17 protein-coding genes, 2 tRNA genes and 1 other RNA gene are annotated in these 20,789 nt (G+C 27.2%); 2 read left to right on the forward strand and 18 right to left on the reverse strand.

The features are described 5' to 3' along the window. Window position 1 precedes the first annotated feature (1 nt). The 14 genes from murB to AC5SLY_RS05000 form a co-directional block, all read right to left on the reverse strand. Entirely contained in the window at window positions 2–940 is a 939-nt protein-coding gene (gene murB, locus AC5SLY_RS04935; protein ID WP_018414342.1) for a UDP-N-acetylmuramate dehydrogenase, read from the reverse strand. After that, complete coding sequence (murC, locus tag AC5SLY_RS04940) at window positions 910–2,304, reverse strand: UDP-N-acetylmuramate--L-alanine ligase (protein ID WP_018414343.1); 1,395 nt, start codon at window positions 2,302–2,304, stop codon at window positions 910–912. The genes murB and murC overlap by 31 nt, the downstream gene beginning before the upstream one ends. After that, window positions 2,294–3,364, reverse strand: coding sequence for a UDP-N-acetylglucosamine--N-acetylmuramyl-(pentapeptide) pyrophosphoryl-undecaprenol N-acetylglucosamine transferase (locus tag AC5SLY_RS04945; protein WP_494598644.1), 1,071 nt, complete (start codon window positions 3,362–3,364; stop codon window positions 2,294–2,296). Before AC5SLY_RS04945 ends, murC begins: the two co-directional genes overlap by 11 nt. Further along, window positions 3,365–4,489, reverse strand: coding sequence for an FtsW/RodA/SpoVE family cell cycle protein (locus AC5SLY_RS04950; protein WP_494598645.1), 1,125 nt, complete (start codon window positions 4,487–4,489; stop codon window positions 3,365–3,367). Then, entirely contained in the window at window positions 4,486–5,781 is a 1,296-nt protein-coding gene (gene murD / locus AC5SLY_RS04955; protein ID WP_494598646.1) for a UDP-N-acetylmuramoyl-L-alanine--D-glutamate ligase, read from the reverse strand. The genes AC5SLY_RS04950 and murD overlap by 4 nt, the downstream gene beginning before the upstream one ends. Next, complete coding sequence (mraY, locus tag AC5SLY_RS04960; protein ID WP_494598647.1) at window positions 5,781–6,866, reverse strand: phospho-N-acetylmuramoyl-pentapeptide-transferase; 1,086 nt, start codon at window positions 6,864–6,866, stop codon at window positions 5,781–5,783. Before mraY ends, murD begins: the two co-directional genes overlap by 1 nt. Then, a complete protein-coding gene (murF, locus tag AC5SLY_RS04965) occupies window positions 6,856–9,702 on the reverse strand; it encodes a bifunctional UDP-N-acetylmuramoyl-L-alanyl-D-glutamate--2,6-diaminopimelate ligase MurE/UDP-N-acetylmuramoyl-tripeptide--D-alanyl-D-alanine ligase MurF (RefSeq protein WP_494598648.1) in 2,847 nt (948 codons plus the stop codon). The genes mraY and murF overlap by 11 nt, the downstream gene beginning before the upstream one ends. A gap of 7 nt (window positions 9,703–9,709) precedes the next feature. Next, a complete protein-coding gene (locus AC5SLY_RS04970) occupies window positions 9,710–11,392 on the reverse strand; it encodes a peptidoglycan D,D-transpeptidase FtsI family protein (RefSeq protein ID WP_494598649.1) in 1,683 nt (560 codons plus the stop codon). Beyond that, window positions 11,376–11,687 (reverse strand): cell division protein FtsL, encoded by a 312-nt coding sequence (locus AC5SLY_RS04975; protein ID WP_494598650.1) that lies wholly within the window; start codon window positions 11,685–11,687, stop codon window positions 11,376–11,378. Before AC5SLY_RS04975 ends, AC5SLY_RS04970 begins: the two co-directional genes overlap by 17 nt. Next, entirely contained in the window at window positions 11,684–12,694 is a 1,011-nt protein-coding gene (gene rsmH / locus AC5SLY_RS04980) for a 16S rRNA (cytosine(1402)-N(4))-methyltransferase RsmH (RefSeq protein ID WP_494598651.1), read from the reverse strand. Before rsmH ends, AC5SLY_RS04975 begins: the two co-directional genes overlap by 4 nt. Window positions 12,695–12,712: 18 nt before the next feature. Further along, entirely contained in the window at window positions 12,713–14,200 is a 1,488-nt protein-coding gene (ftsZ, locus tag AC5SLY_RS04985) for a cell division protein FtsZ (RefSeq protein ID WP_494598652.1), read from the reverse strand. Between the two features lie 2 nt (window positions 14,201–14,202). Beyond that, a complete protein-coding gene (gene mraZ, locus AC5SLY_RS04990; protein ID WP_006997875.1) occupies window positions 14,203–14,670 on the reverse strand; it encodes a division/cell wall cluster transcriptional repressor MraZ in 468 nt (155 codons plus the stop codon). A gap of 256 nt (window positions 14,671–14,926) precedes the next feature. Then, window positions 14,927–15,281, reverse strand: an RNA gene (rnpB, locus tag AC5SLY_RS04995) — RNase P RNA component class A. Between the two features lie 42 nt (window positions 15,282–15,323). Further along, window positions 15,324–16,067 (reverse strand): N-acetylmuramoyl-L-alanine amidase, encoded by a 744-nt coding sequence (locus tag AC5SLY_RS05000; protein ID WP_494598653.1) that lies wholly within the window; start codon window positions 16,065–16,067, stop codon window positions 15,324–15,326. A gap of 69 nt (window positions 16,068–16,136) precedes the next feature. On the opposite strand from AC5SLY_RS05000, the gene AC5SLY_RS05005 reads away from it, so the two are divergent. Both AC5SLY_RS05005 and AC5SLY_RS05010 read left to right on the forward strand, forming a co-directional pair. Next, window positions 16,137–16,922, forward strand: a complete 786-nt coding sequence (locus AC5SLY_RS05005; protein ID WP_006997873.1) for an MlaA family lipoprotein — start codon at window positions 16,137–16,139, stop codon at window positions 16,920–16,922. Between the two features lie 13 nt (window positions 16,923–16,935). Then, window positions 16,936–17,529, forward strand: coding sequence for a Tgt2/MlaC family protein (locus AC5SLY_RS05010; RefSeq protein ID WP_494598654.1), 594 nt, complete (start codon window positions 16,936–16,938; stop codon window positions 17,527–17,529). A 20-nt stretch (window positions 17,530–17,549) separates the two neighbouring features. Here the strand turns inward: AC5SLY_RS05010 and AC5SLY_RS05015 are convergent. The 4 genes from AC5SLY_RS05015 to rpoD all read right to left on the reverse strand — a co-directional run bounded on the left by AC5SLY_RS05015 (window position 17,550) and on the right by rpoD (window position 20,786). Further along, a tRNA-Ile gene (locus tag AC5SLY_RS05015) sits at window positions 17,550–17,626 on the reverse strand. Window positions 17,627–17,869: 243 nt separating this feature from the next. Continuing rightward, window positions 17,870–18,799 (reverse strand): glycosyltransferase family A protein, encoded by a 930-nt coding sequence (locus tag AC5SLY_RS05020; protein WP_494598655.1) that lies wholly within the window; start codon window positions 18,797–18,799, stop codon window positions 17,870–17,872. Between the two features lie 80 nt (window positions 18,800–18,879). Further along, window positions 18,880–18,954: transfer RNA gene (locus AC5SLY_RS05025), tRNA-Val, on the reverse strand. 8 nt (window positions 18,955–18,962) lie between these two features. Continuing rightward, on the reverse strand, window positions 18,963–20,786 hold the full coding sequence (rpoD, locus tag AC5SLY_RS05030) for an RNA polymerase sigma factor RpoD (protein WP_006997871.1): 1,824 nt from the start codon (window positions 20,784–20,786) through the stop codon (window positions 18,963–18,965). Window positions 20,787–20,789 lie beyond the last annotated feature (3 nt).

A 20,789-nucleotide genomic window follows, 5' to 3' on the forward strand; every position in this document is an offset into this window, starting at 1 on the left:
TTTATTTTAAAATTTTAATTTCTTTTTCTAGCACTATTCCAGTTTTTTTTTCCACACTTGTCTTAACAAATTCAATCAATTTATTCATATCCTCAAAACTAGCATTATTTTTATTTACAAAAAAATTACAGTGCTTATTTGAAATATGAGCATCCCCAAAGCTTATATCTAGTGGCACAGAATCTTTTATCAACTCCCAGACCTTTTTATCAGTTTGATCAATTGGATTCTTGAATGTGCTACCACTTGTTTTTAATTTTGTTGGTTGTGCTTTATCTTTCTTTTTCTTTAATTCTATAACTTCGTTTTCTATTTCTTCTTTATTTTTTTTTGTTCCTTTAAACGATGCACTTAAAAAAATTAAGTCCTCTTTTAAATCATTGCTTCGGTATTTAAATATAACTTTACTCGCTGGTATTGTAAAAACCTGTCCATTTTTATCAATTGCTTGGATTGATACTAGCACATCTTTAAACTCTTTATTAAAGCATCCAGCATTCATCTTTAATCCACCACCTATAGTACCAGGTATGCATGCTAAAAATTCAAATCCACCTATTCCATTATTCAGTGCAAAATCAGAAAGCTTTTTATCAAGACAGGCACTGCCAGCTATAATGACATCATTTGGTAATATAGAGATGTTGGAAAAATTTTTTCCTAGTTTGATAACAACACCATCAAATTTTTCATCACTTATAAGAGTATTCGAGCCTGCACCTAAAATATGTATTTTTTCTTTTTCTCCAAATTTTTTTAAAAACAAAATTAAGTCAGGTAAATTATCTGGTCTAAAGTAAACTTTAGTTTGTCCACCAATATTAAACCAATTGCTCTTTTTTAAATCATAATCAAAGTTAATTTTACTACTAATTTCATTAGAAAATTTTCTTATTTCTTCAATGCTCATTAGATCAATTCTGGTAATTGTCTCATCCATGCTGAAATTGTACCAGCACCCATACCAACAACTATCTTTTTGCCAAAAATAGTATTTTTAATAAATTTTGCTAACTGGTACTGATCTTCAACCATAAACAATCTTACTTTTGAATTTTTAATAATATCTTTTGCAAACTTATTATATTTAAAACCTAATTTTATTTTTTCTCCAGCGGTATAAATAGGGCATAATATTACAACATCAGCTTTTTTAAATGATAAGCTGAATTCTTTTTTAAGATCTTTTAATCTGGAAATTCTGTGTGGTTGAAATATGCAAATCACTTCTTCCTTTTTATAAGCAGCTCGCACACCATTTAATACTTCTCTAATTTCAGTTGGATGATGGGCATAATCATCATAAAAATTAGTTTCTCTATGTGTAAAAATTTTATTAAATCTTCTTTGAACACCCTTAAATTCTTTTAATCCTTTTTTGATTATATTTTGTGATATTCCTATTGTTACTGCCACAGCAATTGCTGCTGTAGAGTTTCTAATATTGTGAATTCCTAATAATGGTAATTTAATTTTTCTTATAGTTAAATTCTTTTTTCCTGGCAAATTTATAGCTAAATCATATTGAGAATATTCTTTTTCTTGTTTTATATTCTTAATATAGAAATTTGATTTATTATCAGTTCCATATGTATAATAATTCTTCATTTTTAATTTACTTAATAAATCTTTATTGTTCTTGTCATCTATACAAATAAAAGACTTCCCAAACGAAGGGACCTTATTGATAAATTTTATAAATAATTCTTTAAGATCTTTCATTGAATTATAAAAATCCATATGCTCACGATCAATATTTGTTACTATAGAATAAGTTGGTGGCACATGTATAAAACTACCATCTGACTCATCAGCTTCTAATATACACCAATCACTTTTACCTAGTTTTGCAGAATTTTTTATTGCATTAAGGACACCTCCATTAATAATTGTTGGGTCCAATTTTGTCTTTGAAAATATTGAGGCTAATAAAGATGTAGTTGTTGTTTTTCCATGTGAACCGGTAACAACTATATTTTTTGTTAAAGAGACTATATTTGCCAACATCTCTCCTCTTTTATAAATAGGTAATTGTTTTAGTTTGGCTTCAATTAATTCAGGGTTATTATTTTTAATAGCTGACGAAATGACAACAATTGTTGCTTTTGCTATATTTTTTTTAGTATGACTAATTGTAATTTTAATCTTATCTTTTTTTAATCTTTCAATATTTTTATTTCCAAGGACGTCACTCCCTTGAACATTAAATCCCATCCTTTTCATAATGAGTGCAAGGCCACTCATTCCAATACCCCCTATACCAACAAAATGTATAATTTCAGTTTTAGCTAATTCAATTTTCATTAATAACAGATATAATTTTCAGATTTATATTATTCCATGTGTTTTCATAGTTAAAATCCTTCATGTTCTTTTTTTTAACAAGATATTCTTCTTTATTATCAATAATATTAATTAGTTTATTGAGTAATGTTTTCTCATCTATTTCTTTTTGATTTAACAACCAATTAAAGCCAAGTTTATTATAAAAATGTGCATTTTCAAATTGATGGTTATCTTTCGCAGTTGGCAAAGGTATTGCTAAATATGGAGTCTCAGTAAAATTTAACTCTGCTAATGTTGATGCTCCTGCTCTAGTAATGCACAGGTCTGTTTTTTGCATAAAATTTATGACATCATCGTTAAAATTGAATAATTCACATTGAATATTCTTATCTTCGTAAATTTTTTTAAAACTTTCAAAGTTAATAGAATTAGTTTGTTGGTAAATTTTTAGTTTATAGTTTTTAGCTAATTCAATAATTGCATTTTTAACTAAATCATCAAATATTTTAGCTCCTTGACTACCGCCTATTATAAGTAAATTAATTGTATCTAAGGATTTATTGTAATCTCTCTTATTATAAAAATTTTTTCTTAATAGTGCTGGAATTACTTTAATTTTATTTTTAAATTTAATAGGAAATTTTTTGATATTATTAGAATAACAAAATATTTTTTGACAGCAACTTAAAAAAAATTTATTTGATCTACCTAAAACCATATTTGGTTCAAATAACAACAGCTTAATATTTAAAATTCTAGCTCCTAAGCATAAGGGTAGTGACATGTATCCACCTGTTGAAATTAATGTATCAATTTTATTTTTTCTTAAAAAAGAAATTGATTTAAAAATCAAAAATATCATAAAAATAAAATCAACTGGTATGATTAATAAGTTTTTTGAAATTGGCCTCACATTAAATATTTTTAAATTGTACTCATCTTTGTTTAAAAATTTGACACCCCTAAAGTCAGATGTCATTGAAACATCAAAATTGTCCTCTAAATGTTTATATATTATGGTCGCGGGTATAACGTGACCTCCTGATCCACCAGTACTAATTAGTATTTTTTTATTCATTTAATTAATTTTTCTTTTTGTTAAATTTAAAATTATTCCAGATAATATAGAAACTCCTATAATTGAAGAACCTCCATAACTTAAAAATGGCAATGTCATTCCAGTTGTAGGAAATAGTCTTATATTCACCCCAAGATGTATTAATGCTTGAAAAATTATTAGACTTATTGATCCAGTTAGCACTAGTTTATTTTTTTCACTTTTTTCTAAATAAATTTTTTTAAAAACAGAATAAATAAAAAATAAAAATAAAATTAATAAAAATATTATTGCAATAACACCAAACTCCTCTGAAATAACTGAAACTATATAATCGGTATGAGCCTCTGGAACTCTTGTTTTTAAGGTACCTTCTCCTATTCCTTTACCAAAAAAACCACCACTACTAATTGCTTCTATAGCTTTATCAGATTGAAAATTATGGGTTCCACCATCAGGGTTGAAGAAAGAGAGTATACGACTTTTAATATAAATAAATTTTGGGATAAAAAAAACTACATATAGCAGGCTTATAATAGAAAGACTTATAAATAATAAAATGAATAATAAGTTTATGCCAGATACAAAAACTAATATTACCCAGGATAAAAACACCAAAAGTGTTTGTCCGATGTCAGGCTGCATTATTAATAGTAACCCAGTTGGGATAATAGAAATGATAGTCAATAAGTATTTGATATAAATATTATAATTTTTTTCACTACATAAAATTGTTGCCACAAAAATAATTATAAATGGTTTTAGTAATTCAATTGGTTGAAATTGAGGAAGAAAAAAAAGATTTAACCATCTTTTTGATCCTTTAACTTCAGTACCAAAAATTGGCACTAAAAATAAAAAAAATAAAGTAATAAAAAAAAGATAAATAGAGAATCTAAAAAGATTCTTTTCACTTAGAGAAGAGAAAAACACTAAGGTCAACAAGCCAATGAAAATATATACCAAATGTTTAAAAAAGAAAAAATAATTATTTGTATCTAATTTATCAGAAGCAATTAATGAAGTTGAAACTAAAGAAAAAAATAAACCCAAACTAAACAAAATTATTATCAATAAAAAAATTGTTTTATCTATATTTTTCCACCAATTATAATATATTGAGTTGAGCGAACTATTATTTATCATTTTATATAATTTTTAATAAGTTTATTAAAATATCTACCTCTTTCTTCAAAGTTTTTAAAAGTATCAAATGATGCAGAGGCTGGACTAAAAAGAATTGTCTTTTTAATAAAATTATTTTCATTTTTAATATCTAAAAAAACCTTAGCAATTAGACTCTTTAAATTTAAAAATGATTTAAACGCCATCTTATTTTTTAATTCATTAATAAAAAATTTTTGATTTTTACCAAAAATGTATAATTTGATCTTTTTACAATCGTTTTTTTTAAGTAGAAATTTATCTCGTTTTTTAGGTAAACCACCTATTATCCAATAAATATTTTTTAATGATTTCAATAATTTTTCTGATGAAGAAAAGCTTGTTGCTTTAGAATCATTAATAATTTTTAAAAATTTAGAATTATGAATTATTTCTTGTCTAAAACTTAGTCCTTTAAAATTTTTTAATGATTTTAATAGCAAGTTATTCTTTAACTTTAATATCTTTGAAACCTTCAGCACAAATGTCAAATTTTCTTTATTACCATCTGTATCAAAATAATGATTATCAATTTTTTTAATAAACCTATCACTTATATATTTTTCTATTTTCAAAATTGATGGTGCAAATTTTTTTTGCTTTAATTTTCTTTTAATATAAAAATTTTTTGTATTTAAAATTGCAATATCATTTTTAGATTGATTTTTTATTAATTTAAATTTAGCACTTACATATTTATTTATAGTCTTGTGTCTTTCGAGGTGATCTGGTGAAATGTTTAAGATTAAAGATATATTTGTTTTAAATAACTTGCTGTATTCTAGTTGATAGGATGAAGCTTCTATTACAAATAAAGTGTCTTTTTTGATCTTTTTTTCAAGTAAAACTGGATTTCCTATATTACCAACTAAACGAACATCTTTTTTTTGATCCTTTAATATATCGTACAAAAGCTTAGCGGTAGTTGATTTTCCGTTTGTTCCTGTAATAGTTATTTTTTGATTAAAAGCATATCGACTATAAAAAATGTCTAAATCTGTATAAATTTTTTTATGGTTTTTTTTTAAAAATCTACTTAATTTACAATTATTAATATCTATTCCTGGACTAATTATAATACAGTCAAATTCTTTTTTAATTATTTCTTTGTATGTTGTGTGAGTATCTTTTATATTTTTTTTAGTAATTATTTGATCGTCATATAAACTAATAATATTATTTTTTTTTAAATAACTATAAGTGGATAGACCACTTTTACCCAGACCATAAATCAGTATTTTTTTTTTTAAAAAGTTTTTTTCTAGATTTAACATTATCTAAGTTTTAATGTCGCTAATCCAATCATTGCTAAAATTATTGATATAATCCAAAACCTAATTACAACTGTTGATTCTGCCCAACCTTTTTTTTCAAAATGATGATGTATAGGTGCCATTCTAAAAATTCTTTTACCTGTAAGTTTGAATGAAAATACTTGGATTATAACTGATACAGCTTCTAGTACAAATAACCCTCCTGTTATTGCTAAAACAATCTCATGTTTAGTAATAATACCAATTGCCCCTAAAGATCCACCTAATGCTAATGAACCAGTGTCACCCATAAATATTTTAGCAGGTGGAGCATTAAACCATAAAAATCCTAAACAAGCTCCTATAATTGATCCACAAAAAACTGAAACTTCCCCCATACCTTCAAGATAGGGAATATTTAAATATTCAGAAAATACAATATTGCCCGTTACGTAACTAATAAATGCAAAACATGCTGCAACTAATATCACTGGCACCGTTGCTAAGCCGTCTAAACCATCTGTTAAATTAACTGCGTTGGAGGATCCAACAATTATAAAAATTGAAAATGGAATAAAAAACCATCCAAGATTAATAATTAAATTTTTAAAAAAAGGAAAATATAAATTTGTAAGTTCAGTGTTTTGAGATAATTGAGTTAAACCATAAATTCCAACAATGGCTATTAAAATTTGAGAAATAATCTTAAATTTAAATGAAACGCCAGATGAATTTTTAAACTTAATTTTTTTATAATCATCATATGCACCTAATAGCCCAAACCCCGAAACAATAAATAACAAAAACCATATATGGTAATTTGATAAATCACCCCAAAGTAATATTCCTGAAAAAAGTCCAAGTAAAATTAAAACACCTCCCATTGTTGGTGTTCCAATTTTCTTAACGATATGTTCAGTAGGACCATCATCTCTTATTGGATTTAATATTTTTCTTGCTGAAAAAAATTTAATAAAAGGAGTACCAATTAATAAAACTACAAACATTGATGTAAAAATTGAAAGGCCCGTTCTAAATGTTAAATACTTAAATACATTTAGAAAACTATATTGATCAATTAATTGCGTAATAAGACTATAAAGCATTAAACTTTCCAGTTTTTAATTTGTTAACTAGATTGTTAAGTCCAGTAGAGTTTGAGCCCTTAATCATTAAATAATCATTATTATTTAAATCATTTTTAATCAAATCAATTATTTTAGACTTATCTTTCAAAATGACCCCTCTTCTGTGCTTATCAAGGTTTTTATAAGTATGTAAAATATGTTTACCCACTACATTAATATTTTTAAGAGAAGTTTTATTAATTTCTTTGCCAGCCTCTAAGTGTAGTTTCTTTGAATAATTTCCTAACTCCAACATGTCACTCAGTATTAATTTTTTTTTAGAGTTATCAATTTTTAATTCATCAAAATTTTTTATAGCAGACTTTAATGATAATGGATTAGAGTTATAACTCTCATCTACAATGTAAATACTCTTTTTTTTTAATTTAACTTTTATAATATCACCACGGCCTTTTGTCATCTCATAATCAAGAAATATATTTTTTTCTAATTTTTGTGTATCTTTAAAAATTGATATAATTGCAATTGTGGCTAATAAGTTTTTTAAATTATTTTCAAAAATTAATCTTACATAAAAATAAATTTGTTTTTTATTAACATTTACAAATATTTTGTATTTAGATTTTTCTTTAACTATTTTTTCTAGATAAATATTTGCTGATTTATTTTTTAAACTAAATGTAAAAATATTTATGTTTTTTTTCTTGGCAATTTTTTTATGTAAATTATAAAATCTGTCATCTTGGTTTAAAACAAGAATTCCATTTGTTTTTATATTATTAATAATTTCTGACTTTGCTAAAGCTACTTTATGAATGTTTTTAAAATTTTTAATATGTGCGTAGGAAATATTTGTAATAACACCCACATCAGGCTTGATAATTTTTGATAGATAATCAATCTCACCTTTTTTATCCATTCCAATCTCAAAAATACCAAATTCATCATTTTTTTTTAAATTAAATAAACTTAATGGTACACCAAATTTATTATTAAAAGATTTTGGTGAATAAGTTACATTACTAATCTTACTTAAAGTTTTTCCTAATAATTCTTTAAGAGAAGTTTTTCCACAACTGCCTGTTATAGATATAATTTTACTAGATAAATTTTCTCTTAATTTTGATGAAGCCTCTGTTAAAAGTTGCAATGTATCATCTACTACAATTTTTTTTTTAGATTTTTTTTGATTGTTAGCTATTACTAATGATGCACCATTTTGGAAAGCTTCATTAACATATAGATTTCCATCTTTATTATTTCCTTTTATTGCAAAAAATATGTCATTTTTTTTTATTGTTTTTGAATTAATTGATGCATTTTTTATTTTTATATTTGAATTAATTTGGGGAGAGTTGCTGATTTCTTTTAAAATATTTATTTTAATATTAGTTGAAAGAATTTTATTTTTTAATTTAATATTCTTAAGTATTTCTAATCTGTCAGAAAATTTGTTTACAAAATTTCCATAATCTTGTGTCTGTTCATGACCTTTGCCTGCAATAACTAAGATATCACCAGTTTTTAAATCCAATATAGCCTTATGAATAGCTTTATACCTGCTTGAAATCTCAAAAACTTTTGATTTATCAATAGTTTTTTTAATAGCTAGTCTTATTTTTTTTGGATTTTCGTCTCTTGGATTGTCGTCAGTTAAATAAACTCTGTCACAATATTGATTGGCTATTTTTCCCATTATGGGTCTCTTGTCTTTATCTCTATTACCACCACATCCAAATACAATAAAAATTCTTTTATTTTCAAATTGTTCTTTCAAATTAGTCAAACAAGTTTTTAATGCATCAGGTGTATGGGCATAATCTAAAATAACCTTTGAATTATTTTTTAAAGTTCCAATCTTTTCAAACCTACCAATTACTGATTTTACTTTTGAAGCTAATTTAACTATTTGATCAAATTTTAAATTACTTTTTTTTACAGCAAGCATTGCCATAAATAAGTTTTTTAATTGAATTTTACCAATTAAGTTTATTTGTAATTTATAATGTTTCTGATTATATTTAATTTCAACTATTTGTTTATCATCCCTAAATTGATGAGAATAAATATCTATTCCATTATTACTTTTTGATAAAGCCTGAAGATCCAATTTATTATTTAGTGATATTCTTTTTAAATTTTTATATTCGGGAATTTTACTATCGGTGATGATAGTTCCTCTAGGTTTTAATAGCTTCTCAAAAAGATATAACTTTGATTTGAGATAATCATTAAATGTTTTGTGATAATCTAAATGATCATGTGACAAATTTGTAAAAATCGTAGTATTAAATTTTAAACCATCAAGTCTATTTTGCTTAAGACCATGACTAGAAGCTTCCATTATAACATTGTCAATTTTTTGTTTTTTTAAATCATTTAATATTTTGCTTAATTTAATTGGATCTAATGTTGTATTAGAAACTTTCTTTAAACTATTTTTTGTCTTAACTCCTAATGTTCCAATAGAAGCTACTTTTTTATTACCTAAGTTGAGTAGCTGAAAATAAAAATCTGCAATTGATGACTTTCCATTTGTTCCTGTTACAGCAATTAAATTTTTAGGTATATTTTTTTTTGTCTTATATGATAATTCTGATAATACTTTTCTTACATTTTTTGATCTTAAAAATAACACTTTATTTTTAATACCTTCAAATTTTTGCTCTGAAATAATAACTGTTGCACCCTTTTTAATTGCATGGTCTATGAATTTAGTTCCATCTGATTTTGTTCCCTGGATTGCAAAAAAAATATAATTCTTTTTACAATCTTCACTGTTAAAACTAAGACCAGCGAACTGATGATTTTTAAATTCTTTTTTAATATTTTTAAGGAAGTTGCCAATCAACATATAAGTATTAATTTTCTATATGTTTTGTGGCCAAAATAGGCCCAATTTTTTCTATGATTTTTCCAGCTACTTCAACAGATGTCCACCCTGCTGTATTAAATGGGGTTCCTTTATATGAACCTTTTTTATTTTTATATTCATATACGTAGTCTGATGAAGTTTTTGGCTCATCAAGTAGAACTATCAGCACATATTTAGGTTTAGAAGTGGGGAAAATACCTGCAAATGTATTTACTTTTGCTTTAGAATAACCTCCTACTATTGTTTTTTGAGCAGTTCCTGTTTTTCCACCAACTTCATAACCTTCAATGTTTACAAGTCCTGCTGTACCTTCTTTAGTATTTACAATTTTTCTAAGTATTGGATTTATCTTCTCTGAAATACCAGCTTTGATTATTCTTCTTTCTTTTTCAGGATCTTTTAATTCTTTTTTTATTAAACTGGGCTCAATAGCAAAACCACCATTTGAAATTATTGCATAAGCTTTTGCTAATTGTAATGGAGTGGTAGTTATTCCATGTCCAAAAGACACCGTCGCAAGTTTACATTTTCCCCACTTAAATGGAATAGGCTCTCCAACCTCCTCTATATCAAAATTTATTTTACTTAAGATTCCAATTTTTTCTAAAAAAGCTTTTAATTTAATAATTTCTAATTTTTGTCCAATTCTTACAGATCCTATATTTCCAGACCTAATTAAAATTTGTTCTACGGTAAGATCTGATGGTATTTTATTGTCATATTCAGAGATACTACTTTTTCCACATTGTAGTTTTTTTTCTAAATTTAAAAATTCTGTATCAGTATCAATTAAGCCTTCCTCTAATCCAGCTGCTACTGTAAAAGTTTTAAATACCGAGCCCAGCTCATACACTCCTTTTGTTGCTCTATTAATAAAGTTGAGATCCACTATCGTCTCTCTTTTATTTAGATCAAAATCTGGATAAGAAACCATAGATATAATTTCTCCATTATTAACATTCATCAAAATTGCCGTACTACCTTTACTTCTAAATATAGATTGAAACTTTACTAACTCTTCTCTAATTAAAAATTGTATGTCAGTATCTACTGTTAATTTAAGTGGTTCGTTTGTTTGTTTTAATTTTTCATTAAAGGATTTTTCAAGTCCTGATATACCTTTATTGTCATCATCTATTTGACCAATAATATGACTAAAGAGATTTTTTTGAGGATAAATTCTAGTTAATTTTTCTTCTGACTTAATTGATTTATCTCCAAGTAACATAATTTTTTCATAATTGTCAGAAGATATTTTTTTTTCTAAATAAAAGAATTTATTTTTTTCAAGCTTCTTAGTAATCTCTTCATAGTTTTTATCTGGGAATATTAATTGTAAATTAATTAATAGTTTTTTTTTATCAATTACTTCAATAGGGTTAATACCAATATCTATCGACTTAACTGTTTTAACTAAATAATTTCCATTTCTATCAAGTATGTCTGCTCTATAGTTTTTATTTATAGTTGAGAATTCCTTGGTATTTTCTTCTTTTAACGAGCCTAAATGAAGCAATTGTATTGAATAAATTACTGAAATCACCAAAAAAACAAAAAAAATAAACGCTATTCTATTAAATTGTATATCTAAATTAGTTTTACTTTTTTTATATGAAAATTCATTTTCATATTCTTCTAGAATAATATTCTTTTTATTGTTCATTTTCATTTTTGCTGATTAAGTCTTTTATTTCTAAAGTTTCATTATTTTTAATGATTTCCTTAATATTCATAATTTCAATTTTGATTAAATCTTTTTCAAAGTATTGCGTTTGATACAGAACTAATTTTTCAGGAGAGCTCAAATAGTTAAACTCAAGCAATGCATCTTCGAGTTCCGATTTTAAAGGTCTTATATTTTCTTTAACTATAAAAATTTGATCTTCTATTTCTTTTGTAGAAGTTTTAATAAGTGATGTAATTAATATTAATACGAAAATAACAGCCAACACTAATTGTTTCATAGTTTTTTTGATAAATTTTCAATGTCAATTAAATGTTTAAATTTATCTAAGATATCTGTTTCAAAATCGAAAAAATCTTCTTTTTTAATTACATAACGTAACTTGGCTGATCTAGAAGGTGGATTTTCTCTAATTTCTTTATCACTTGGTACTATTGGTTTTTTTATAACAGATTTAAATAAATTTAATTTTTCTTCTGTTTTTGGCATATGTCTTGAGATGCTTTTATTTTCAGATAAACTTTTAAAAAAGTATTTAACAATTTTATCTTCTAAAGAATGAAATGTTACAACTGCAATAACTCCATCCTTTTTAACAACTTTAGCAGCATTAATTAATCCATAAATTAGTTCACTAATTTCTTTATTTACAAATATTCTTAATGCTTGGAAAATTTTAGTTGCACTATGTGTCTTATAATTTCTTTTTCTTTTCGAAGATTCTATAATCCTAACTAGCTCTTCTGTTGTGATCTCTCTTTTAGATCTGTCTTCAACAATATTGTGTGCTATTCTTTTACTGTCTGCTTCATCCCCAAAATATTTAAATATTTTGGTAAGTTCTTTTTCATCTAATTGATTAATTGCTTCTTTTGCTGAAAATTCATTTATACCCATTTTCATATTAAGTTCACCAATGCTATCAAATGAAAGACCTTTTTTTGGGTCTTTAATCTGGTTCAAAGAATACCCTAAATCAAAAATTACAGCTTTTATATTTTCATGTTTTAACTTTAGATTATTTAATTGACTGAATTTTATATTTTTAAATAATAGCCTATCCTTAAAACTATTTTGAAGTTCTTGAGCTTTTATAGAGCTCTCAGAATCTCTATCTAATGCAATTACTTTTGTTTCAGGAAAGTTTAATATTCTTTTTGTGTATCCACCTTGACCAAACGTACAGTCAATAAATGTGCCACCATATTGAGGGGTAATAATGCTAATTATTTCACTTAGCAATACCGGATAATGATTTCTCACATCTGGTATTATGGTGGCTATCATTTATTTTTTTGAAGACCATTAATTCTTTTGTCTTCTTAAAAATGCTGGAATTTCTAGATCATCATCTTCTGAGGTATTTTCCGAAGTTTCAGTTGATAAAAATCCTTCTGTCTCTGAAGTTGCACTATCCGAACTAAATAGATCTGGCGCATCTTCACCTTCTACACCAAAGTTTTCAAGTCCATTAGAAACATGCTCCTCCTCCATTGGGCTATTTTCTTCAGCCTTTGCAGTTGTAAGTGCCTCCTCTGAAAAAGATTGCTCATAATCATTTGATTGATTGTTTTCAACAATACTTTCAACTTCTTGATTGCTAACAGTTTGCTCATTCATCATTTCTGATGATGTAGTATTTGTAACTGGTTCTGCAATTATTTCATTTTCTAACTTTAATGCATTTGCTCCATGAGAAATAGGGCTAGTCATTGTAGGTGAAAAATTAAACGATTGAGCAGAACTAGCACTGTTAAAATCTGAATAACCAGGATTTCTATTTTGTATTCTGTGAACCATATTGATTACAGATTTACTTTCTGGTTGTTGTCCATCTAGTGCCGTTGCAACTATTGATACTCTAATTTTTCCATCAAGGTCGCCAGATGTAATAGCACCAATAATCACCTCTGCTTCAGGATCTACTTCAGCTCTTATTTTATTAACCACTTCATCAACCTCAAAAAGTTTAAGATCCTTACCACCGGTAATATTTACTAGTAATCCTTTCGCACCTTTTAACGTATAATCATCAATCAATGGGTTGCTAATTGCCATGTCTGCTGCTTTAGCTGCTCTACCTTCTCCTTCAGCTTCACCAGTTCCCATCATTGCTTTACCCATTGAAGCCATTACAGTTTCAACATCAGCAAAATCTAGATTAACTATACCTGGTCTAACCATAAGATCGGTTACACTTTGTACACCTTGCATTAAAACATTATTTGAAAGATTAAAAGATTCTTCAAATGTAGTTTGTTCATTTGCAACCTTAAATAGGTTTTGATTTGGAATTACAATAATTGTATCCACATGTTTTCTTAATTCTTCTAGGCCTACCTGAGCTCTTCTCATTCTTGATGGCCCTTCATATAAAAAAGGAAGTGTTACAACACCTACTGTTAAAATATTTAATTCTTTAGCAGCTCTTGCAATAACGTGTGCAGCACCTGTGCCAGTTCCACCACCCATACCAGCAGTTATAAAAACCATGTTTGCACCCTGAAGAGTATTTACAATTTCATTTAAAGATTCATCTGCAGCTGCTTGACCAATGTCATGTTTTGCTCCAGCACCTAAACCTTTTGTTAAACTTAGGCCAATTTGAATTCTTGCTTTAGCTTTACTTAACTTTAAATCTTGAGCATCTGTATTTACTGCTATGAACTCTACTCCTTGAAGTCCATTATCAATCATTTCATTAAGTGCATTTCCACCTGCTCCGCCAACTCCCACTACTAATAATCTTGGTTGTAATTCTTTTATTTCTGGTGATTTAAAGTTAATTGTCATTTTTATTTCCCCTCATTGTTATTAAAATGTTTTTCCCATTTAAGACTTGCACGATTTAGATTTGCTTTTTTTCTTGCGTTGATCTTAAATTTTTCAAATGCTGCTGGTTCCCATATTTGGAATGTTTGACCTTGACCAACAAACAACATGCTATTTTTTATTTTTGCATGTTTTAATAATTTTGTTGATAATGAAATTCTACCTTCACTATCAAATTGTAAATTCATACTCTCAGATAAAATTGATGTTGCAAAATAATCTCTTTTTTCTTCAAATGGACTTAATGAATCTATACTTGCAGAAAGTTTTTCAATTCTATCTTGTGAGCAAGCTTCTATAGACTGATTATTAAATGAGGGATAACAGATAACACCATTGTATCCTAAGTTAGAAAGGTGAGATCTAAAACTAGCAGGCACAGATACCCTTCCCTTTTTGTCTATTTTGTTCTCGTAAGTAGATAAAAACATATTTTTTATATTTCATAAATTCCATATTTGGGAATATATGGGACAATATGGGTTTTTAAAGATAGAGTCAATATGTTCATTTTAGGCTTATTTGGCAATGATTGTAGATAACTTTTATGTATCTACATAAAGTCAAAAATCAATTTTTTAGTTTTAACTCAATACAATTCTAAGACTAAAAATAAGAACAGAAATGATTCAATTATGAATCAAAAGGTGAACATCTAAAGTTAATTAAAATTGAACTGTGGATAAGTTTGCTAGACAAACTATAAGCCGGGTTCTGTCATTTAAACCTATCATTTCTCTAGGCTTAAGATCACTCTTAAGCTCATGCAACTAACCCTGATGACTAGCCAAAGACGGCTTTTAGTTTTGCAACAATGTCATCTCTACTTAGTCTTGCTCCCAGTGGGGTTTTCCAGCGTTCATTGTTACCAATAGAACCGGTGCGCTCTTACCACACCTTTTCACCCTTGCCATGTTATGGCGGTATATTTTCTGTGGCACTATCCCTAGGGTTTCCCCCGCCAGGTATTATCTGGCACTGTGTCTTTGCGGAGCCCGGACTTTCCTCTTTAATAAATTAAAGCGATAAGTCGTTCATCTAGCAAATGTAATTTATTACTTAATTATAGAACTTCAAGAAAAATTTAATTGTATGCTTTGATGAGGCTTTTATTGATTAATAAGGATTCTTGATCAATTTTTCCATCAACCAACTCTTGTCTAAATCTTCTTTGAAAAGATTTTATTAATTCTCTTAAATATTTATTCCTACCAATATTTTTTGGAAATGTTTTTGAATATCCAATCTTAAACAGGTTTCTAAAAAAAATATTCTCTTCTATCTTGCTTATTTTTAGCTTTCTATTCTTTAGTAAATCTTGCTTATTTAATGTGTGCCATATCCCTATTTTATTTTTAGCCAAATATTCCCATGGAAACTTTTCACCTGGATCTTTTTTTCTAAGTGCTGCTATGTCTGAGTGTCCCAAAATATTCTTAGGATTAATTTTATATTTTTTTATTAAAAACTTACTTAACTTTACAAGAGTAGTAATTTGTTTTTGTGTAAAATTTTTATAACCGTACTCATGTCCTGGGTTTGTAATTTCAATACCAATAGAATTTTGATTTAAAGACTTATAATTTTTCCAAGAAGATTTTCCTGCATGCCATGCAATATATAAATCAGGTACTATTTTTACAATTTCTCCATTATTTTTGATTAAATAATGACAGCTAACCTCAGATTGTATTTCTGTTAATCTTTTCAAAGCATCAGATTCGCTTTTCATACCCGTATAATGAAAGATAATAAATTTGATTTGCTTAGAGGTTCTTTTTTTAGGATTAAAATTTGGGGAATAGTTTAATATTGTTTTTAAAGCCATTTTTGCGTCATATTTAGAGCTAAATCTAGATTTACATTGATATTATATACATTATATAATCATAGGATAATGAAAAAAATTTTAATAACTTCACTAATAAGTTTAATGTTAGCAACAAATGTGAGTGCTGATACAGACGGTGAAAACAACTTATCTAAAAAAAATTCTGGTGAAGTTAAAGACTGTTTTGAAAATGTAAATAGAGCAACTTTTAAATTTAACCAAGTGTTAGATGGTGTTATTTTTGAACCTGTTGCAAAAGCTTATAGAATTTTACCCTCTCCAGTTAGAGCTGGGACAGGTAATGCTCTAGACAATCTCTCTACACTTGTAACAATACCTAATAATATTCTCCAAGGAGAATTTAAAAAAGCTGGAGTTAACACAGGTAGATTTATTGTTAATACAACAGTTGGAGTTGTTGGAATATTTGATGTGGCTGAAAAAATTGGTTTTCCAGAGTATGAAAAAGAAGATTATGGCCAAACACTTGGTGTAATGGGTGTTGGTCCAGGATGTTATCTTGTTCTACCTGTTTTAGGACCATCCACTGTTAGAGACACAGCTGGATCATTTGCAAATATATTAGGCGGAGATGCTTGGTATAACGTTACTGTAGCTAATGATACTCAGCATTTTTCTGACTTTGATTATTATGCATCAAGAGCAAGTTCTGGGATAGATTTTAGAGCAAAAAATATAGACTCGTTTGAAAACTTGGAAAAAAATTCAATAGATTTTTATGCTTCAGTTAGAAGTTTATATTTGCAAGATAGACAACAAAAAATAGCTAACTCTAATGCAATAACTGAAACCCAAAACGATAGTGATTGGGAAGAAATAGAAGCTCAATAAATTATAAAACTTAATGAGATTAAAAAAGTTTTTAATATTTACCTTCGTCATAATTAACTTTGTTGGTATTAATCAATCATATTCAATTGAACCAGATGTATTTGTTCAATCAACTGTGAATAGAGCTTCTGAGGCCTTAAATAACGAATATTCAAAAGAAGAAAAAATAGAAAAGCTAAAACAAATTGCAAGTGAAACAGTTGATATCAATGGTATTGGTTATTACACTTTAGGAGCTTATAGAAAAAATATAAGTGACAATGAAATAAATCAATATGAGATGCTTTTTGAACAATATTTTCTAAAAAGTTTTTCTAGTCGACTGGCTGAATACTCAAATCCAGAGATTGAAGTTGTATCTAAAGAGAAATTAAATGAAAATTATACAATGGTATCTAGTATTTTAGTTGGAACAGAACAAAGGCCTGAGGTTAAAATTGATTGGAGAATTTATACAAAAAATCCAGAAAATCCTTTAATCAGAGATTTAATTATTGAAGGCTTAAGTCTAGCAAGAACTCAAAAGGAAGAATTTTCTTCTATTATTCAAAGTAATGATGGGGATATCAACGCTCTTTTTTCTATTTTAAAAGAGTTTATTAAATAATCATCTATAAAAATAATTTTTGGTGGGCCCGCCAGGACTCGAACCTGGGACCAATACATTATGAGTGTACTGCTCTAACCAACTGAGCTACAGGCCCTAAAAATTAAGCTTTAATTATATTATAATGTAACTGATGTCTAGCATAGGTAAAAGATAATGACTAACATTAGCAAGTTATTGAGTATTCTGGGTAAACTACAGTTGAACTGCTTTGAAATAATTACATTTATTTTCTGTCATAATATAATGTCCTATTTTCTGACTAATAAAGAGATTATTAATTAGCTAAGTCCCAAACCCTATAAAAAAAAATGATAGATAAAAAAGATTATAAATTTTTTTAAATTATAGATCTATCGTTTTGATCAATTATTAAAGCAAAAGCTGCTTTGGGAGGAAAATCACGATCGGCAGTAGTATACTTATTATTAATTAAATATGGCAAAATATACAGTTCCAAGCCAAGATCTATTAGACCTTCATTAAAATTGACTATTTCATTTTTTTGATAATTAATTTTTTTCTTTGTACCATCTTTAAATATAAGATCTACTTTTTGAAAACCCTCATATCTTCTTTCATTCTTTATTACGTAATTCATTTTATAAATTCCAAATCCTCCATAGGCTGATTTGACCTTTATTGGTGGCATATTTTGCTCAAATTTTATTCTTTTTTTATCAAGTAGATTTATTTTCATATCCTCTAACAACTCAGTAGATACACGATCACCAGGATTAATCTTTTTTATAATATATTTTAAAGCATCAACCCAAAAATCGTTATTGCAATATTTTTCATCTATTAAACCCCACATGTCATAGTAAGTTCCATCTTGGTTTGCAAAAACGGCACCTATATTTTCTTTTGAAAGTAAAAAATTTATTGCTCTTTTGAGATTACATTCATCGATCCTGTATGAACCATTATCGTCAAAATCTAAAATAATTAACAAATCACAGCTCTTTAATAGATGATTGTCTTTGATTTTTTCAATAATAAGGTTTCTTGCAAATTCCAGCCGTTTGCCTCTAAAATTGAAATCATTGAACTCATCCTTAAAATAAAAGTAATCCTTATTATTTTTAAGGTTTTTCAAAATTTCTTTGGTTTTATCTTTAGAACCATTTTCTACAATTATTTTATAACTATCCTTGAATAAAGAAGAATAACTTTTTAAATTTTCAAATACTTTTGGAATATATCTCTCACAGTCTCTTGCACATCCTGCAAAAACCACATTTAAATTTTTCAGATCTATTTCACTCATTAATAATATTTATCATATATAATATTGTGCATGTCTATTATTAAGATTATTTTTTTTAAGAATATATTTGAAAATATTAATGGTGGGACTGGTTGGTTACGCTCCAACTACCCCTGCAATGTCAATGCAGTACTCTACTATTGAGCTACAGTCCCTTTGAATTTTAACTTTCTAAAAAGCTTTTTAACTGTTTGGATCTGCTTGGGTGTTTTAATTTTCTTAAAGCTTTAGCTTCTATCTGTCTAATACGCTCTCTTGTTACAGAAAACTGAAGACCCACTTCTTCAAGAGTATGGTCTGTATTCATTCCAACACCAAATCTCATTCTAAGAACTCTTTCTTCTCTTGGTGTTAAAGTTGATAAAATTTTAGTCGTAGCTTCACTTAGATTAGATTTAATAGCTTGTTCTAAAGGTGCTAATGCTTTTGTATCTTCGATAAAATCACCCAAACTACTATCTTCTTCATCTCCAACTGGTTTTTCAAGAGATACTGGTTCTTTTGATATTTTTAAAACTTTTCTAACTTTATCTAAAGGCATTCTTAATTTTTGTGCAAGCTCTTCAGGTGTAGCTTCTCTACCAAACTCACTTAAAATTAATCTTTGGGTTCTTACAATTTTATTAATAGTTTCAATCATATGAACTGGAATTCTAATCGTTCGCGCTTGGTCAGCAATAGATCTGGTGATTGCTTGTCTAATCCACCAAGTGGCATATGTTGAAAATTTATAGCCCCTTCTGTATTCAAACTTATCTACAGCTTTCATAAGACCGATATTTCCTTCTTGAATAAGATCTAGAAACTGAAGTCCTCTATTTGTATATTTTTTTGCAATTGAAATTACCAATCTTAAATTTGCTTCAACCATTTCTTTTTTTGCAATTCTAGATTCTTTTTCACCTTTTTGAACTCTACTAACTATTTTTTTATAATCAGTTACTGAAATTCCAAGTTTATGACTAATCTCAATTAATCTCTCTCTTATGTTTTTAAATTCATCTTTATTTTTTGAAAAAAACTGTTTCCACATGGGGTTAGTATCCAAGAACTTTTTAAGATTTGGATTAATTTCATTGCCAATATAAAACTTAATGAATTCATTTCTTGGAATTTTTTGATCCATTGCTAGTCTCAGAAGATTTCCTTCTAGTGAAACAATTTTTTTATTTTCCACATAGTGTTTTTGAACCAATTCCTCTAATACAGAGGGTGACAATTGTAATGATTTAATATTTTCTAAAATATCACTTACAATTTTATCATGTCCTTTTTCTTTAGCAGCAGAGAAACTTACTGCATTTAAAATACAATCAAGTTTTTCTTTTTGATACTTGATTAATTTTGCATATTCTTTTGTTAAAGTATTAACAGTTTTTAAAACTTTTGGTTTGATTTCAGTTTCCATTGCTGCAAGCGTTGGATTAAACTCATCATCGTCTCCATTATTCTCTTCATTTTTATCAGTTTCCCCAGAATTTCTTTGTTTAGCACTTGGCCCTGTATTTTCATCTTCCATGTAGTTAGTATCAATATCAATAATTTCTCTAACTAATATTTCATCACTTTGAAGTTTTTCATCCCATTCTACAAATTGTTGTGCAGTAATTGGGCTTTGTGCTAATGCGATCAGCATTACATCTTTCCCAGCTTCTATTCTTTTTGCAATTGCAATTTCACCTTCACGAGACAAGAGTTCTACTCCACCCATCTCTCTTAAATACATTCTTATAGGGTCATCACTTTTCTCAATTGTCTTACCTTCTTCTTTAGATGAATTTTCTTTTTTTCTTAAAACTTTAAAGTCAGATTTTTTTTCAACCAATGCTACACTCTCATCAAGAATGTGCATGAAGGCTTGTTCTAAATTTTCGTCTGAAAGATTTCTTTTACCTAATGATTTATTTAACTCATCAAAAGTTATAAATCCTCTATGGGTTCCACGACCCATAAGTCTAGCAAATGATTTTGTAATTATTCTTTCCACAAT

It is taken from the genome of Candidatus Pelagibacter sp. PS_23, assembly GCF_059417905.1.

What these genes read in the sequence shown, in the direction of transcription:
- murB (WP_018414342.1), bottom strand. Translation starts at nt 940, where the DNA reads ATGGATGAGACAATTACCAGAATTGATCTAATGAGCATTGAAGAAATA.
- murC (WP_018414343.1), bottom strand. Translation starts at nt 2,304, where the DNA reads ATGAAAATTGAATTAGCTAAAACTGAAATTATACATTTTGTTGGTATA.
- AC5SLY_RS04945 (WP_494598644.1), bottom strand. Translation starts at nt 3,364, where the DNA reads ATGAATAAAAAAATACTAATTAGTACTGGTGGATCAGGAGGTCACGTT.
- AC5SLY_RS04950 (WP_494598645.1), bottom strand. Translation starts at nt 4,489, where the DNA reads ATGATAAATAATAGTTCGCTCAACTCAATATATTATAATTGGTGGAAA.
- murD (WP_494598646.1), bottom strand. Translation starts at nt 5,781, where the DNA reads ATGTTAAATCTAGAAAAAAACTTTTTAAAAAAAAAAATACTGATTTAT.
- mraY (WP_494598647.1), bottom strand. Translation starts at nt 6,866, where the DNA reads ATGCTTTATAGTCTTATTACGCAATTAATTGATCAATATAGTTTTCTA.
- murF (WP_494598648.1), bottom strand. Translation starts at nt 9,702, where the DNA reads ATGTTGATTGGCAACTTCCTTAAAAATATTAAAAAAGAATTTAAAAAT.
- AC5SLY_RS04970 (WP_494598649.1), bottom strand. Translation starts at nt 11,392, where the DNA reads ATGAAAATGAACAATAAAAAGAATATTATTCTAGAAGAATATGAAAAT.
- AC5SLY_RS04975 (WP_494598650.1), bottom strand. Translation starts at nt 11,687, where the DNA reads ATGAAACAATTAGTGTTGGCTGTTATTTTCGTATTAATATTAATTACA.
- rsmH (WP_494598651.1), bottom strand. Translation starts at nt 12,694, where the DNA reads ATGATAGCCACCATAATACCAGATGTGAGAAATCATTATCCGGTATTG.
- ftsZ (WP_494598652.1), bottom strand. Translation starts at nt 14,200, where the DNA reads ATGACAATTAACTTTAAATCACCAGAAATAAAAGAATTACAACCAAGA.
- mraZ (WP_006997875.1), bottom strand. Translation starts at nt 14,670, where the DNA reads ATGTTTTTATCTACTTACGAGAACAAAATAGACAAAAAGGGAAGGGTA.
- AC5SLY_RS05000 (WP_494598653.1), bottom strand. Translation starts at nt 16,067, where the DNA reads ATGGCTTTAAAAACAATATTAAACTATTCCCCAAATTTTAATCCTAAA.
- AC5SLY_RS05005 (WP_006997873.1), top strand. Translation starts at nt 16,137, where the DNA reads ATGAAAAAAATTTTAATAACTTCACTAATAAGTTTAATGTTAGCAACA.
- AC5SLY_RS05010 (WP_494598654.1), top strand. Translation starts at nt 16,936, where the DNA reads ATGAGATTAAAAAAGTTTTTAATATTTACCTTCGTCATAATTAACTTT.
- AC5SLY_RS05020 (WP_494598655.1), bottom strand. Translation starts at nt 18,799, where the DNA reads ATGAGTGAAATAGATCTGAAAAATTTAAATGTGGTTTTTGCAGGATGT.